General features: G+C 68.1%; 8 protein-coding genes. All 8 read right to left on the reverse strand.

Annotated elements, in window-relative coordinates; all coding sequences use genetic code 11:
- Positions 1-3: 3 nt before the first annotated feature.
- Genes AAFP30_RS20590 through AAFP30_RS20625 form a run of 8 tightly spaced genes read right to left on the reverse strand, consistent with a single transcriptional unit; the run spans position 4 to position 15698 of the window.
- On the reverse strand, positions 4-7437 hold the full coding sequence (locus AAFP30_RS20590; RefSeq protein WP_419231870.1) for an amino acid adenylation domain-containing protein: 7434 nt from the start codon (positions 7435-7437) through the stop codon (positions 4-6).
- A complete protein-coding gene (locus AAFP30_RS20595; RefSeq protein WP_419231871.1) occupies positions 7434-8267 on the reverse strand; it encodes an ABC transporter ATP-binding protein in 834 nt (277 codons plus the stop codon). Before AAFP30_RS20595 ends, AAFP30_RS20590 begins: the two co-directional genes overlap by 4 nt.
- The gene (locus AAFP30_RS20600) at positions 8264-9316 is read right to left on the reverse strand and encodes a FecCD family ABC transporter permease (RefSeq protein WP_419231872.1); all 1053 of its coding nucleotides are present in this window, start codon (positions 9314-9316) and stop codon (positions 8264-8266) included. Before AAFP30_RS20600 ends, AAFP30_RS20595 begins: the two co-directional genes overlap by 4 nt.
- Positions 9313-10347 carry a FecCD family ABC transporter permease gene (locus AAFP30_RS20605; RefSeq protein ID WP_419231873.1) on the reverse strand — a complete coding sequence of 345 codons (1035 nt, stop codon included), beginning with the start codon at positions 10345-10347 and terminating at the stop codon, positions 9313-9315. The genes AAFP30_RS20600 and AAFP30_RS20605 overlap by 4 nt, the downstream gene beginning before the upstream one ends.
- Positions 10348-11196, reverse strand: coding sequence for a siderophore-interacting protein (locus AAFP30_RS20610; protein ID WP_419231874.1), 849 nt, complete (start codon positions 11194-11196; stop codon positions 10348-10350). It abuts the gene before it with no gap.
- Positions 11193-12944 carry an ABC transporter ATP-binding protein gene (locus AAFP30_RS20615; protein WP_419231875.1) on the reverse strand — a complete coding sequence of 584 codons (1752 nt, stop codon included), beginning with the start codon at positions 12942-12944 and terminating at the stop codon, positions 11193-11195. Before AAFP30_RS20615 ends, AAFP30_RS20610 begins: the two co-directional genes overlap by 4 nt.
- Positions 12941-14671: an ABC transporter ATP-binding protein gene (locus AAFP30_RS20620; RefSeq protein WP_419231876.1), complete on the reverse strand. Its 1731-nt coding sequence runs from the start codon at positions 14669-14671 to the stop codon at positions 12941-12943. Before AAFP30_RS20620 ends, AAFP30_RS20615 begins: the two co-directional genes overlap by 4 nt.
- A 7-nt stretch (positions 14672-14678) precedes the next feature.
- Positions 14679-15698, reverse strand: a complete 1020-nt coding sequence (locus AAFP30_RS20625) for an ABC transporter substrate-binding protein (RefSeq protein ID WP_419231877.1) — start codon at positions 15696-15698, stop codon at positions 14679-14681.
- Positions 15699-15742 lie beyond the last annotated feature (44 nt).

Consider the following 15742-nt stretch of genomic DNA (forward strand, 5'->3'; position numbering starts at 1 on the left):
CTCTCACGCGGTTCCCGATGCCGCGGCCCAGCGCGTGCACAGCGCGTCGGCGGTGCCGGCATCGTCCGCCAGGACGGTGAGTTCCACACTGCCGTCAGCGGTGTAGCGGAATCGGGCGACGACGGCGTAGTCGGCCTCGATCCCTTCCCGATGCCCTCGCCGGGCCACTTCGCCGAAGCTCTCGGTGAGATAGACCTGGCCAGGCACCAGTGGTTTGAGCGTCTTGCGTCCGCGTCGGTGACCGTGGCGTAGCACCGTAAACCAGGCGCGGTCGAGATCATTGTCGGCGCCCGCGATGCGGTCTCCGGTCGCCGTGGTCCACGGACACGGCACGATGAACGAGCCGACGGCTGCCGGGTCCGTGTCGTTCAGCAGGGCGCGCTGGTCGCCATCGATGTCGATCGGGAGTTTCTCGCAGGCCGCCGCGAATCCGCGGCGGATGTCGTCTCGTCGCGCGGCCGGGACGGTTGCACGGGCCATCGCGGTCGCCGTTTCGGTGGCGTGTCGGGGCCGACGCAGGTCGCCGGGCGGGCCGAGCCGCTCGAGCAACTCGGTGAGCCGGTTGTCTGCGGTGGCGCTGCGGGTGAGGTCGTCGAGCGCCGTGGCGGTATCGATGACCGACGACGACCCGCCGACGTGGTGTCCGGTGAGTTGCTCGGCGATCGTATGCAGCGCACGACGATCCAGCGCCGCCTGGTGTCCGGCGAGTACGACGGTGATCTCGTCGTCGGTGTGGACCACCGTGACGGCCAGCGGCCGGCCATCGATGATCCGCACCCTGCCGACGGCGTCGTCGATCGCCACCGCGAGCACATCAGGACCCTCCAGGGACTCGGCCTGTTGGTGCGTGACAACCGCTCCGGGGTCGCCGATCGGCAGGACCTCGGTGACCCACACGAGCCGATTCTTCGGCACCACCCGCAGCCGGAGCGCATCGTGCTGGGTGCTGAGTGCTGCCACTGCTGACTCGATGTCGGCGGCCGGCGTCGGGATTCGGCGTACCTCGGTGAGGACGTGGTCGCCGATGTCGCGGCGTGTGCCGCGCAGCACGTGTCCCACCACTGTCGGTGGTACCGCCGTCGGCTCTTCATCATCGCAGGGGTTTTCGGCGGTGAGAGCAGCGAGTGCGGCCACGGTACGTCGCTCGAGCATCGATCGAGACGTCAGCGGTAGACCTGCGCGCACGGCGGCGGCCACCACACGCAGCGATGCGATGCTGTCGCCGCCGAGTTCGAAGAAGTCGTCGTCGATGCCGACGGTCTCGATGTCGGTTCCGGTGATCCCGAGGACATCGGCAAAGATGCTGCGTAACAGTCTCTCTCGATCATTCGACGGTGGGCGACACGGTGTTCTCGGCCCCTCGGTGTGCGGCAGGGCCGCACGGTCCACCTTTCCGTTCGGCGTTCGCGGGAAGCTGTCGAGCACCACCACCGAGGTGGGGATCATCGGGTCGGGCAATCGGCCGATCAACCTGGACCGGAGATCGGCGTCGGGCCCGGTTTCCCTGCTCGGTCGGGTTGTCACATATGCGGTCAGCGCTGTCGCGCCGGTGATCGGCGAGAGCCGGGGCACCACAACGGCTTCGATGACGTCGTCGAGTCGTTCGAGATGGCTGGTGATCTCTCCGAGTTCCATCCGGATGCCGCGGACGGTGATCTGGTCGTCACTGCGGCCCACCAGCTGGAGAATGCCGGTGCGGTCCCAGCGAGCGAGGTCGCCGGTCCGGTACAGGCGATCGCCGGGAGCCGCGGCGAATGGGTTGGCGACGAACCGTTCTGCGCTCTGCGCCGGACGACCGTGGTACCCGTCGGCGAGATGCCGTCCGCCCACATACACTTCGCCGAGGACGCCCGGTGGTACCGGTCGCAGCCACGGATCGAGGACGTAGGTGTCGCAGCCGCGCAGGGGTCGACCGATGGGTACCGGACCGTCGGTACCGGAGGCATCGACGTCGTGCGCCGCCACATCGCCGGTGACCTCGGTGCAGCCGTACAGGTTGACCAGCTGCGCATGCGGCGCGGCGGTCGAAATCAACTGCGCGACAGCCCCGGTCAACGGCTCACCCGAGCACACCCAGCGTCGGGGACTCGTCAGGTCACCGGCGTGGTCGGCCACCACGGATTGCGCGATCGATGGCACGGTGACCACGTCGGTGACCCGTTCGGCGGCAATGAGGTTCGTCAATGCTGCCGGATCCGTCGCGGTGTCGTCGTCGGCGAGCACCACTGCCCCACCAGCACACAGCATGCCGAACATCTCGGTGATCGCGTCCACGAAACCGGTCGCCGACTTCGCGACCCCGATCGACGAGGGTCCCGCTCCGAAGTCTTTGGCGGCCAGCATCAGTCGGTGTGCGAGCGCCGCGTGGGAAAGGAGTACTCCTTTTGGTGTGCCGGTCGATCCGGAGGTGTACAGCAGTAGCGCTGTCGATTCTGGTGTCACGGCCGGCAATTCGGCGGATACATCGGTGGTTTGGCGTGTCGTCGGCTCATCGAGCCGGAGTAGCGTCCGGCCGGCCAGGACTGCGGCCGACCGGGTTTCGACGGCGGTGTCGGTGATCACCGCACGCACTCCTGCGTCGGCGAGGATGAACTCGATCCGTTCGTCCGGGTAGCCCGGGTCCACCGGGACACACACGGCGCCGGCCCGGAACACCGCGGCGATCGCGATCGGCAGCCTCGCACCGCGGCCGGTCAGCACGGCGACGAAATCACCGCGTCGGATACCCGATCGCTGCAGGCGCACCGCGGTCTCCGTGATGGCGGCGTCGAATGCGTGGTGGTCGAGGGTTGTGTCGGCGCAGCGCAGTGCGACGTGGGTTGGCGTGGCGTGCGTCGCCGTGTGCAGCAGGCCGTCGACGGTGGTGCGCGGCAGGGTGTCGACAGGGCCTCGCGACCAGTCTCCGAGTATCGTGCGGCGGGCCTCGTCGTCGTGGATGTCCATGTCGGACAACCGGATATGTGGTTCGGTGGCGACCAGCGTCAGCGCGGATCGTAGGTCCGAACCGAGCTGTTCGATGGTGGTGCGGTCGAACAGGCTGGTGGCGTAGTCGAGGCGCACGTCGATCAGCCCGGAGTCGGCGTGCCCGGTGACATCGACGGTCAGGTCGTACATCGACGTGCCCGGCTCGATGGGGGTCACTGCCGTCGCGAGATCCCCGAACGCCGGAATACCCCACGCCGCACGGTATTGCACCAGCACCCCGAACAGGGGGTGGGCACCGGGGATGCGTGGGGGTGCAAGGCGCTCGACCACCGTGTCGAACGGGATGTCCGACCAGCTCAAGGCGTCGAGATCAGCATCGCGGACCCGGGCGACGATGTCGGTGACCGTGGGGTTTCCCGTCAGGTCGGTACGTAGCGCGGCGAGGTTGACGAAGCAACCGATCAACGCCTGCAGCGCCCGATCGTCACGCCCGGATACCGGTGTGCCGACCACGATGTCGTGTCCCGCGCCCTGGTGGGCGAGGACGATGGCCACGGCGCTGTGCACGAGCATGAACATCGAGACGCGGTGTTGTTCGGCGGCGCCTCGCAAGTGGATGGCGAGGTGATCGTCGATCGGAAAGGACACTCGTCCACCGTGGTGATCGGCGACCGCGGGGCGTGCGTGGTCGTAGGGTAGGCGGAGTTCGGCGGGGGCGTCGGACAGGGTGGAGCGCCAATACTCGAGTCCCGCAACGAATCGCGGATGATCATGCAGGTGATGCTGCCAGGTGCCGTAGTCGGCGTAGGTGATCGGTAGGTGGTCGAAATCGGCCGCGACTCCACGGCGTCGGGCGAGGTAGGCCCGGGACAGTTCGTCGACCAGGATCGGCGAGGACCATTCGTCTCCGGCGATGTGGTGCAGGAGGATCAGCAGGGTGCACGGCCTGTCTGCACGCCCCGTGTGGAGCAGGTGCACGCGGATCGGGATCTCCGCACCGAGATCGAACGCATCTGTTGCGCAGCGGTATACCGCGTTGTCGAGGCAGCCTTCGGTGGTTTCGAGAACGTGGACCTGCGGGGCGGCGTGTGCGGGCGGAAGTACGCGTGCGACGGGATGCCCGTGCTCATCCTCGACGATCAGGGTGCGGAGCGTCTCGTGTCGTTCGACGACGTCGCGCACCGCGGCACCGAGCACGATCGGGTCGGGTGACTCGTTGAGCCGCAGGACGATCGGGATGTGGTAGGCGGCGGTGGCGTCGTCGAGGCGGAACTGGAACCACAGACGTCGTTGCGCGGCAGACAGTTCCGTTTCCGTCGGGCCGGTGTTCGGGGTGATGGGTGGGAGGTCGTGGATCGATGGGACGTGTCCGGTGTCGATGGTGGCGGCGAGATCGCCGACGGTGGGGTGGTCGAACACGTCGCGTAGCTGTGGTCGGAAACGAAGTCGGGGGGTCAGGCGGTTGAGCAGTCGGGTGACGAGCAGCGAGTGTCCCCCCAGCGCGAAGAAGTCGTCGTGGACGGACTCCCCTCCCCGACCCAGGATCTCCCGAAATCCCTGTGCAACCAGGATTTCGGTGTCGGTGGTGGGTGGCTGCGACGAGCCGGCTGCCCACTGTGGGTCGGGCAGCGCCCGCCGGTCCACCTTGCCGTGCGCGGACACCGGCAGTTCCGCGAGTGGGATGAGCGTGGCGGGCACCAGGTGCGCGGGTAGCCGGGTGCCGAGCGCTGCTCGGATGCGGGCCACGTCGACGGTATCCGGGTCGACGCCGCCAGCCGGGACGAGATAGCCGATGAGTACCGGGTCTGAGTCGGGGCCGATGGGTCGGGTGTCGACGACGGCTGCGGCGACCTCGGGGAGATCGGTGAGCGTCTGCTCGATCTCGGTTGGCTCGATCCGCACGCCGCGGATCTTGAGCTGCCGGTCGGTGCGTCCGTGCAGGCGCAAGCGTCCGTCGTGGTCGCGGGTGGCGAGATCGCCGGTGCGGAAGAGTCGATGTCCGGGCCGGGTCGGGTGCGCGATGAACCTCGTCGCGGTCAGGTCGGGACGGTCGAGGTAGCCGCGGGCGAGTTGGACACCGGCGACGTGGATTTCGCCGATCTCCCCGTCGGGTACCGGTTGGAGCCACGAGTCGAGCAGCACGATGTGGGTGTCGGGGACGGCGGTGCCGATGGTCACGTCCCGATCGTCGTCGCCGATGGTGCAGTAGGTGGCGTCGCCGGTGACCTCGGTGGAGCCGTAGGAGTTGATGATCCGGGCGGCCGGCGCACTCCTCCGAGCCGCGCGGGCTATCGGTGTTGCGAGCGGTTCCCCGCTGGATACCCAGACGTCGAGATCCGGCCAGCTGTACCGGTCCCCGTCGGTCCGCGCCACCTCGGTCAGCGCCCGGATCAGCGATGGCACCGCGGTCAGCTTGGCGACCCGTTCCCGTCGGAGGAGTTCGGCGAGGGCATCTGGGTCGCGTCCCGTGTCGTCGTCGGCGACGACGATCCGCTCGCCGCGCAGTAACGCGCCGAGGATCTCGGTGATCCCGTCGATGAATCCGATCGAGCTCTTCCAGATGGTGGTGCGGGTGTCCCCATCACCGCGGCCGTACCAGTCGCGGGTGGCCCAGCGTAGTCGGTGCGCGAGTGCGGCGTGGGTGATCATCACGCCCTTGGGTGCTCCCGTCGACCCTGAGGTGTAGGCGATGCACGCGAGGTGGGCCGGCCGCACCGCCGCGCGTCGTTCGTCGGGTACGAGTGGAGTGTCCGGCAGGCGGTTCAGACGAGTCCGCGACTCTCGTGCGGCGGTGTCGATGGTCCGGATGTCCTGGTTCGGGAGCGTCGATTCCCCGTGGGTCAGCAGGATTCGTGGTTGTGCATCGTCGAGGAGATGTCTGATCCGGTCGCGGGGGTGCGTGGGATCCAGCGGCAGCAGGACCCCGCCGGCGAGCGGCACAGCGAGCATCGCGATCGCCGCCGGGATGCCGCGCGGTAGCAGGAGAGCGACTCGGTCGTCGGCACCGATCCCCTCGTCGATCAACAGCCGCGCGAGTCGATGTGCCGCGCTGAACAATTCCGGCGCATCCAGTGCGCTGCCCCTTGACACGATGCACGGACCGGTCGACCGGTTGTCGCAGGTTTCGGCGAGCAGGTCCCCCAGGTTGCAGCCACCGATGTTGACGGCTTCCCGATCGGGGTCGAGTCTCGGTGTGCTGCGAGCGGCAACAGGCGTGTGCCAGTCGTCGCGTCCGGCGGCGTCGCAAAGTGCGTCGGCCAGATCCGCGGCGAGACGCTCGATCCGATTGCGATCGAAGACTCCACCGTCGGCGTCGAGTTGGAGTTCGATCTCCCCGGACCTGCTGCGACGCACGGTGATGCTGAGTTCCTCCACCGGACCGCGGGCCACCGAAGCCACCGTGACGTCGACCTCGCCCAACCGAAGATGGTCGTCGAAGGCCTTGATGTTGAGCCAGATCCGTGGTCGCTCCGATCCGGCGAGGCGCGCGATGTCCGCACCCCGATAGCGTGCGTGCGGGCGGATCTCGCCGACTGCCTGCCGTGCAGCGGTGACCGTGTCGAGAATCGAGGTCCACGGCGACAGCGGGATTCGCACCGGAACCACATTGACCACCATCGTGGGTACGGTGACCGCCGGTGTGCCGATGCGATTCATCATCGGGTAACCGAGCACGACGGTGTCGGTTCCGGTGCGCCGCGACAGCGTGGCGGCCAGCAGCCCGGTGACGGCGTCCCCCCAGGAACCGCCGGACTCCGCGCCGAGTCGCGCGAGACGGTGTGCGGTCGTCTCGTCGACGGTCACCGCATGCGATACGACGTGCGGGACATCGCCCTGCGGTCTGACGGATGCCAGCGAGGTCATCGTGTCGCCGGACGACGACCGTTCGAGCCAGAACTCGTGGTCCCGCGCGGCATCGTCGGAGTCTCGGTAGCGCGCTTCATGATCGAGGACATCGGACACCGCGCCGAACCACGTCGGGCGTGCGGCCGGTCCACCGCGGCCTGCGGCATACAACTCCGCAACACGCCGGCCGACGAGACCGAGCGCGTAGACATCCGCGACGATGTGATGGGCGCGCAGGAATACGATCGCTCGAGACATCTCGGCGGAATCCGGCGCCGCGAGTTGCAGCACCGATATCTCGAAGCAAGGGTCCGTCTCGGGGTGGATCGGACGCTCGGCACGGCGCCGCATCCAGTGGGTGGCGGCTGCCCGCGGATCGGGCTGGGCCGACATGTCGTGCACCACAGTCGGTTCGATCGTGTGGGCGCCGGGCCATTGCACCACTTCCCCGTCGACCGTGCCGAATGCCGACCGTAACGCCGGAGCCTCGGCGAGCGTGCCGGTGAGCGCGTCGAGCAGCGTCCGAAGATGCACCGGCCCATGGGTTTCCCATGCCTGGGCCACGACGAACACGGATGCGGATCCGGCTCCGGAGAGTTGCCGGCGGTACCAGATCCCGGTCTGTGCCCCGGTCAAGGGCTGGGCGGTGATGGTCGCTCGGGTCATGGGGCTCCTCTTCGCAGCGGGATGACCAGTGGTGTCTGCGATTCCGGGTCGTCGATGATCCGGCAGCGCAGGCCGAACACCTCCTCGATGAGGGCGGCGTCGACGATGTCGCCGGGTGCACCTTGCGCGACGATGCGGCCATCTTTCATGGCGACGAGATGGTCGGCGTAGCGGAAAGCTTGATTGAGGTCGTGCAGCACCGCGACCAAGGTCCGATCCCGGTGCCGGTTCAGATCGCTGCACAGATCGAGAAGTTCTATCTGGTGGGCGATGTCGAGAAAGGTGGTCGGTTCGTCGAGCAGCACCAGCGGTGTTTCCTGCGCCAACACCATGGCCACCCAGACACGTTGACGCTGCCCGCCGGACAGTTCATCCACCAGTCGCGCGGACAGGTCGATGACTCCGGTCGCGGTCATCGCCTCGAGGACCGCGGCTTCGTCGGCGGCGGTCCACTGGCGGAACATCGACTGGCGGGGAAACCGTCCTCGCGCCACGAGTTCGGCCACCCGGATACCGTCCGGGGCGACCGAGGTCTGGGGCAGCAACCCGAGGCGGCGGGCCACCTCCTTGGCCGGATACGAGTGGATGGACCGGCCGTCGAGAACGACATTGCCGGACTTCGGTGTCAGCAGCCGCGACAATGCCCGCAGCAGTGTCGATTTGCCGCAGGCGTTGGGTCCGACGATGACGGTGAATGCGCCGTCGGGGATGGTCAGCGACAGCGACTCGCTGATGATCCGGTCGTCGTAACCGATGGTGATGTCCTCGGCCCGTAACCGCCCCGGCCCGGGCACCTCGCACCCTGTTGTCCTTGCTGTCGATGGGATCATCGTCGGGCCTCCTGAGCCAGTAACCACACCAGGTAGACACCACCGACCGACGCGGTGACCACGCCGACCGGCAGCTGGGTCGGCGCGAACGCGTGCTGGGCGAGATAGTCGCAACCGACGAGCAGCAGTGCGCCCATGGCGCCGGCGGGGGCCAGCGCGACTCCCACGCCGTGGGTGAGGCGACGCGCGAGTTGCGGTGCCGCCAGGGCGACGAACGCGATCGGACCGGCAACGGCGGTGGCGATGGCGGTCAGTGCCACACCGAGCACGATGACGTATAGCCGGACCGGCTCGACCCGCACCCCGAGGGCCCGGGCGGTGTCGTCGCCGAGTTCCATCATGGGCCCCAGATAGGCAGCAACCCCGACGAGCGGCACCAGCAGCACTGTGATGATCAGCGCCGGAGCCACATCCGCCCAGCTGAGGCCGTTGAGGGTGCCAGCACCCCAGGTGGCCGCCGACATCGCATCGTCGAGATCGGCTTTCATGATGAGCCAGGTGTTCGCCGACGCCAGCATGGCGCTGATGCCGATCCCGACGACGATCAGCCGAAAACCTTGTACGCCGCGTTTGAAGGCGACCAGATAGACCGCGAGTGCCGTGACAACGCCACCGGCCAGCGCGCCGATCGCGGTGCTGTACCGATGGTCGGCGCCGACGACGAGGATGACCACCAGGGCCCCGGTGTAAGCGCCGGTGTTGAAGCCGATGATGTCGGGACTGCCCAGGGGATTTCGGGTCAGCGATTGGAAGATGGCGCCGCTGATCCCAAGAGCGGCGCCGAGCACCACGGCGGCGCACACGCGCGGCATCCGCCACTGGGTCACCACCAGCCGTTCGAATCGGTTGCCGCCGCCGACGAGGGTGTCCAGCACCCGCATCGGGGGTACGTGGTAGTCGCCGGTGCCCAGAGCGATCACTGCGATGGCCGCGGTCAGGACCAGCAGCACTGCGACGACCACCACCGATCGCACCCCGACGCGCACTGACGGTCGTCCTGAGGGCGCGCGCACGACGAGTGCGGGGCGCCCGAAATCGATGGCGCTCATAGGCTGCTCGCCTGTGCGCGGCGTACCAGCAGGATCAGCACGGGCGCCCCGAGGAATGCCGTCACCACACCGACCTGCATCTCTCCGGGACGGATGATGACGCGTCCGACGACGTCGGCGGCCACGACCAGGATCGCCCCACCGAGCACACTGTAGGCGACGATCCATCGTTGGTCGGGACCCACGATCCACCTGGCGATGTGCGGAATCATCAGTCCGACAAAGGCGATCGGCCCGGCGGCGGCGGTCGCCGCGCCGCAGAGAAGTGTCACCGCGATGACGCCGAGCGCTCGGGTGCGGGTGACGTCGGCGCCCAACGAGCGGGCGGTGTCATCACCGAGGGCGACCGCGTTCAGTGAGCGCGCGACCACCACGGCGAGGATCAGTCCGGCGAGAATGAACGGGGTGATCGCGGCCGCCACCGACAGATCCCGGCCCGCGATCGATCCGGCCCGCCAGTAACGCATCTCGTCGAAGGCGTCCGCATCCAGCAGAGTCAATCCCATGGTGACGCCGGACAACAACGCGCTCAGCGCGACGCCGGCGAGGGTGAGCCGGATCGGCGACGGTGCGGCCCGGCCCATCGAGCCGAGCAGATACACCAGCACCGCGATGACTGCGGCGCCGGCGAACGCGAACCATACGTAGGACCAGATGCTGGTCAGTCCCAGCACACCGACCGCGACCGCCACTGCGAAGGCCGCTCCCGCGTTGACGCCGAGCAGTCCCGGGTCGGCGAGCGGATTTCGGGTCATGCCCTGGATGAGCGCACCGCCCACCCCCAGCGCCATGCCCACCAGCAGCCCCAGCATCGTTCGGGGCACCCGCAGGTCGCGCACGATGATCTGGTCGCCGGCATTGTCATAGTGCACCAACGAATCCCACACCGTATGCAGGGGAATCGTCTTGACGCCCACCGCGACGCTGAAGGCGCACACCACGACCAAGAGAACGAGTCCGGCCACCGCACCGCACGCGCGACGCGCGTGGGTGCGGGAGATGGACGGAACCGCGGTGATGGTCAACGACATTCAGTCCTCGTCGCCGCCGGGATCGTGATGATCGAGGTTGATCGTCCCGGCCCGCCAGTAGCCGTCGACCTTCATCCGATCCTTCGGCAGCCCGACCTCGCGCCGCAGGTAGCGGCGGATGGGGGTGAGAGTCGTGGCCTCGCCGGCGATCCAGGCAAAGAAATCGCCGGGCGGGAAGGCGTATTCGCGGATGGCCCGTTCGAGGAGGTCGCTGCCGCCGGGTGGCGTGTCGCCGCGGTGCACGTAGCGGATCGCGGTACCCGCCCGATCGGCGAGAGCGAGTTCGGCTGCGGCATCGGCCACTTCGATGAACGCTGCCACCCGCTTGCCCGCGGGCAACTCGTCGAGCCACCGCGACAATGCGGGCAGCGCGGTCTCGTCGGCGGCCAGCAGATACCAGTCGTAGCCGGTCGGGTAGACGTGCGAGCCACGCGGGCCGAGCATGCCCAATCGGTCACCCGGTTGCGCCGCCGCCGCCCAGGAGCCACCGACACCGTGCGTGTGCAGCACGAAATCGATGTCGATGAGCGCGTGATCGGCGTCGAAGGCACGCACGGTGTAGTCGCGGTGAATCGGGCGGGGTCCGTCGGTCGGCGCGACGATTCCGCGCGGCCCGAGTTCGGGCATCCGGATCTCCCCGGTATCGGGTTGGGGGAAGAAGAGTTTCACGTGTTCGTCGGGGGCCATCGGGACGAAGTGGAAGCTCTCGGGATCGGTGCACCGGAAGCGCACCCGCCGTAGGTTGGGCGTCAGGTCGGTGGTGCCGACCACCTCGGCGGTGCGCGGGTGCAGATCGTAGGTGACGAGGGTGACCTCGGTGTCGTGCGGGTGGAGCCGGGCTGAGCTCATCGCATCTCCTGTTCGTCGTGATCGGGGTGACCGGTGCCGGCCAGCGAAACCGGTGTCTGTTCGCGCCAGAAGCGCGCGTAACGGGCGCTGCGTGCCATCAGTTCGTCATGCGTGCCGACCGCGCCGACGCCGCCCTCCTCGAGGAAGACGATCTGGTCGGCGGTGCGCACGGTTTGCAGCCGATGCGCGATGACGAAGCGAGTGCGGCCCTCGCCGAGGTGGCGCAGGGCATCTCGGATGGCGAGTTCGTTCTGCGGGTCGAGTGCCGACGTGGCCTCGTCGAGCAGCACGATCGGCGCATCCTTCACCAGTGCGCGGGCGATCGACACGCGTTGGCGTTCCCCACCGGATAGCGCCGCACCACGGTCCCCGACCGGCGTGTCCCAGCCGCGCGGCAAACGGTCGAGGACCTCGTCGAGTCGCGCGATCTCGGCGACCCGGGCCAGGTCGCTCGCGCCTGCGTCGGGGCATCCGAGGAGCACGTTCTCCCGGATGGTGCCGTCGACGAGGTAGACATCCTGGAACACGATCGTGAGGTGCCGCATCAGATCGGCAGTGCGCAGGTTGCGGAGATCGGCACCGCCGATGCGGATCTCGCCGCCATCGACGTCCCAGAACCGAGCGGCCAGTCGCACCAGGGTGGTCTTGCCCGAGCCGGATGGCCCCACCACCGCGCATGTACTGCCGGCCGGAATATGCACGGACACAGCGTCGATCACCCGCTCTGCACCGTAACCGAAGGAGACATCCCGGAATTCGATGTCGGGTGTGGCGATGGGCGCGGACACCGCCGGTTCTCGCAGCGGTGCCACGCTCAGCACGTCGCCGAGTTCGCGCAGCGTCTGCTCGGCCGCCCAGATCACGCTGCCGGTGCGACCCAGCGGCGCGAGCGCATCGATCAGGAGTGCAGCAAGCACCACCAGGACCACTCCGGTGGCGATCACGATGTCACCGTCGTCGATCCGCGAGAAGGCAACCCACAGCACACCCGACAGCACCACGGCGGTGCCGATCGTGAAGGCGGTGACCCCGAGGATCGCACCGCGGAAATAGGTGGCCGCGCCCCGGTACCCGTCCTCCAGGGCAGTGTTCAGCTCGCGGTTCGCGGTACCCAGGTGACCGTGGGCACGCAGGACGGGTTGGTGCTGGGCGAACTCCACCATCCGAGCGCCGATCTCCTGCTCGGCGTCGACACGTGTGGTATTCGCCTGCCGCAGAATGCGCGTGGCGAGTCGGTACAGGAGCGTCAGCAGCGTCAGGCCGGCCGCTGCCACGGCTGCGGTGGGCAGGTCCACCCAGGCCAGCACCACCCAGAGCGTGCCGGCGGTGGCGACCGCCCGGACGTTGAGTGCAACGATCCCGTTGAGCAACATGGCCAGTGAGCGGGTCGCGTCGGTGAGCAGCCGGTTCAGCGCGTCGGTGTGCTCGGGCGTGAACCAGCCCAATGGCAAGGTAGTGACGTGCGCGCCGACGCGGTGGTGCAGCGAGGCGACCACCTCGGTGGTGATCGTCCGCTGCGATCGCAGCGCTCGGCGTTCGAACGTCACCGCGATTGCGCAGCCCAGCACGAAAGACGCTGCCCACCACCATGCCCGGGGGAAGCGGTCGGCGAACAGATCGGTCAGCAATCCGACGAGCAGCGCCAGGCAGCCGACCTCGACGATCGCGGCGATGGCCACGACCGACAGTGCGGACCGCATGCGCCGGGTGGGTTCGGCACCGACGACCGGTGCCAGAGCCCGCATCATCGCAAGGCCATTCGGTCGGCGTGCCACATCTGCGCGAAGCGACCCTCGGCGGCGAGCAGATCGTCACGGTGTCCGTTCTCCACGACCTGCCCGTCCTCGAGAACCACGATTTCATCGGAGGCGGCAATCGAGGCGAGGCGATGCGCGACGACGAGGACCGTGCGACCCGACATCAACCGGGACAGTGCGTGAGTCACTGCGGCTTCCGACTCGGGATCGGCGGCCGACGTCGGTTCGTCGAGCACCACGACGGGCGTGTCGGCAACGATCGCCCGCGCGATACAAATCCGTTGTGCCTCACCGCCGGAGAAGGTCACGTCGTCGCCGACGATGGAATCGTAGCCGGCGGGCAAGCGTCGGATGCGGTCGTCGATCCGGGCCGCAACGGCCGCAGCGCGCACCACCTCCGGCCCGGCGTCGGGGCGTGCGAGTCGGATGTTGTCGGCCACCGACATCCGCAACAGTTCGGCGTCCTGGAAGACGAAGGACACCAACCGGTATAGGACGTCCGGCGCGATGTCGCGAATATCGGTGTCGTTGAGGGTGATCGACCCGCGCTCGACGTTCCAGAATCGCGGGATGAGCCGCGCTACGGTCGATTTGCCGGAGCCCGACGACCCGACGAGCACGGTGGTCGAGTTCGGCCGCATCGTGAGGTCAATTCCCCGCAGCACGGGAACCCCCGGGGTGTAACCGAACTCGACGGCGTCGAACTGCACGGTCACCGGCCCCACGGGGGCCGCTGCGGGCCGCGCGGAGGCCGGGAGCGCGGGTGCGGTCAGTAGCGCGTCGACGCCGCGCAGTACGGCCGCGGCGCGGCGCCACGTCACCAAGGCCGTCGGTACCGCCCACACGCCGCGGGATACGAGCCAGGACAGCAGGATGAAGGCGGCGACGTCGACCGGTGTGACGAGATCGGCGGCGACAAAGGCGGTTCCGGTGATCACCACCAGGCCCAGCACCGACATCCAGGAGGCCAGGATCGCGGTGCGCCGCCCCCGCCGGAGTTGGTCCTCCTCGCGTCGGATGTAGCTGTCGGCGTACGTATCTGCCGCCGCGTGGAAACGGTCATCGGTGCTGCCGGTGGTGCCGTATACCTTGGCGACCTCGATACCCTGCGTCAACTCGAGGGTGCGCGCCGACAACTCTGCCGCTGCCTCCTCATACTGACGGTCGGCGTCGGAGGCCGTGCCCATCCGACGCCATTCCCCCACGGATGCTGCGATCACGGGCACCGCGACGATCACCGCCATCGGCAGCGACACCGTACACAGATAGCCGAAGGCCGCCACGGTCACCGTCGTATAGCGGGCCAGGTTCGGCAGCCCCTCGGCGACGAGTCCGGACACCGCCCCGACGTCGGTGGTCACGGTCTTGCGAAGCCGAGTGATGGCGGCGCCATCGGTGAACCATCCCAATGGGATTCGTGACATGTGCGCGATGATCTGATCTCGCAGGCGCTGTTCGACGCGTCGGCTCGCGGAGAAGCTGAGCGCGTAGGAGGCCGCGTGCACCACCGGCACCGAGAGCAGCGTGATCGTGGCGACGGCGATCGGGAACCAGGCGGTGTGCCCGGTCTGGACCGATCGTCGGATGCCGTCGATGATCGCGACATAGGTGGCGACCACCAGCAGCGCACAACCGACCTGCAAGAGCATGGCGGTGGTCAACCGGGCGCGGACCGGCGCGATGACCGGCCGCAGGGGTGCGGGAAGGAGAACGAGCAACGGTGGGTCAGCTTCCCGCCGTGTCCGACGTCGACAACTTGTCCAACCCTTGCGCCACCGACTGCAGGCATCTCATTGCTCCCGCGTAGGTTTCCGCGGCGGTGAAGGCGACCGGCAGTGCGTGTCCGGCCCGGACGGCGGGTAGGTTCTGCCAAGCGGCCGAATCGAAGAGCGCCTGGGTGCGTGGGTGTCGCAGCGAGCCGTCCGGATTCACCTGATACAGAATCACATCCGCGTCGGCGAGATCGGAAAGCCGTTCGACGGAGACGATCTCCTGGGTTTTGCGCGGCGTGCCGCCGGGAAAGGTGATGCCGAGGTCGTTGGCGATGTTGGTGGTGAACGAATCGTCGTATTCGCGCTGGAACGAGTTGGCCTGAATGGAGTTGAAGACCGACACCGCAGCGAACTTCTTACCCGCGATCGTCGACGCGTACTTCTGCTTCAGTTCTGCGGCGAGCTTCTCGTATTCGGCCTTCTGCTGGTCGAAGACGTCCCCCTTGCCGGCCGCGTCGGCGGCCTTGCGTCCCACCTCCCGCCATTCGGTCGGTGTCGCCGGACCGAGGCTCAGCGTGGGTGCGATCGCCTGCAGTTGCTCATCGCTGATCGCCGACTTGTAGGCCTTCTGTGGGAAGCCGGAGATGATGAGATCGGGCTTGAGTGCAGCGATCTGCTCGTACGAGAGTTGGGTTCCACCACCGGCGTTCGTCTTGGCCGTTCCCGTGGTGAGAGTGTCCACCTCGTGGTAGCGGTTGATCGCGTCCTGGTCGACAATGGTGCTGGTGTCGTAGCCCGTGGTCGCACCGATCACCGGGGCGCCGGCGATGAGCAGCGGTGGGACCGCGCGGGACATCGCGACGATCCGCTTGGGGTGCACGGGAATCTGGAAGGTGCCGTTGGCGGCGGTGAAGGTTCGGGTCTCGCCGGATGCCGCGACACCTCCGGACTCGGAGTCGTCGGCCGAGCAACCGGAGGCCACCAGCGCGGTCACCGCCAGCGCACTGGCCACCGCATATCGGAGTCGTCGCATGTGTTGATGTCACTTTCTTCTCGGTGTGGGGTGCAGTCAGGCGG

The organism is Gordonia sp. CPCC 205515, from assembly GCF_048537925.1.
Classification (GTDB): domain Bacteria; phylum Actinomycetota; class Actinomycetes; order Mycobacteriales; family Mycobacteriaceae; genus Gordonia.

What these genes read in the sequence shown, in the direction of transcription:
- AAFP30_RS20610 (WP_419231874.1), bottom strand. Translation starts at nt 11,196, where the DNA reads ATGAGCTCAGCCCGGCTCCACCCGCACGACACCGAGGTCACCCTCGTC.
- AAFP30_RS20615 (WP_419231875.1), bottom strand. Translation starts at nt 12,944, where the DNA reads ATGATGCGGGCTCTGGCACCGGTCGTCGGTGCCGAACCCACCCGGCGC.
- AAFP30_RS20605 (WP_419231873.1), bottom strand. Translation starts at nt 10,347, where the DNA reads ATGTCGTTGACCATCACCGCGGTTCCGTCCATCTCCCGCACCCACGCG.
- AAFP30_RS20625 (WP_419231877.1), bottom strand. Translation starts at nt 15,698, where the DNA reads ATGCGACGACTCCGATATGCGGTGGCCAGTGCGCTGGCGGTGACCGCG.
- AAFP30_RS20595 (WP_419231871.1), bottom strand. Translation starts at nt 8,267, where the DNA reads ATGATCCCATCGACAGCAAGGACAACAGGGTGCGAGGTGCCCGGGCCG.
- AAFP30_RS20590 (WP_419231870.1), bottom strand. Translation starts at nt 7,437, where the DNA reads ATGACCCGAGCGACCATCACCGCCCAGCCCTTGACCGGGGCACAGACC.
- AAFP30_RS20600 (WP_419231872.1), bottom strand. Translation starts at nt 9,316, where the DNA reads ATGAGCGCCATCGATTTCGGGCGCCCCGCACTCGTCGTGCGCGCGCCC.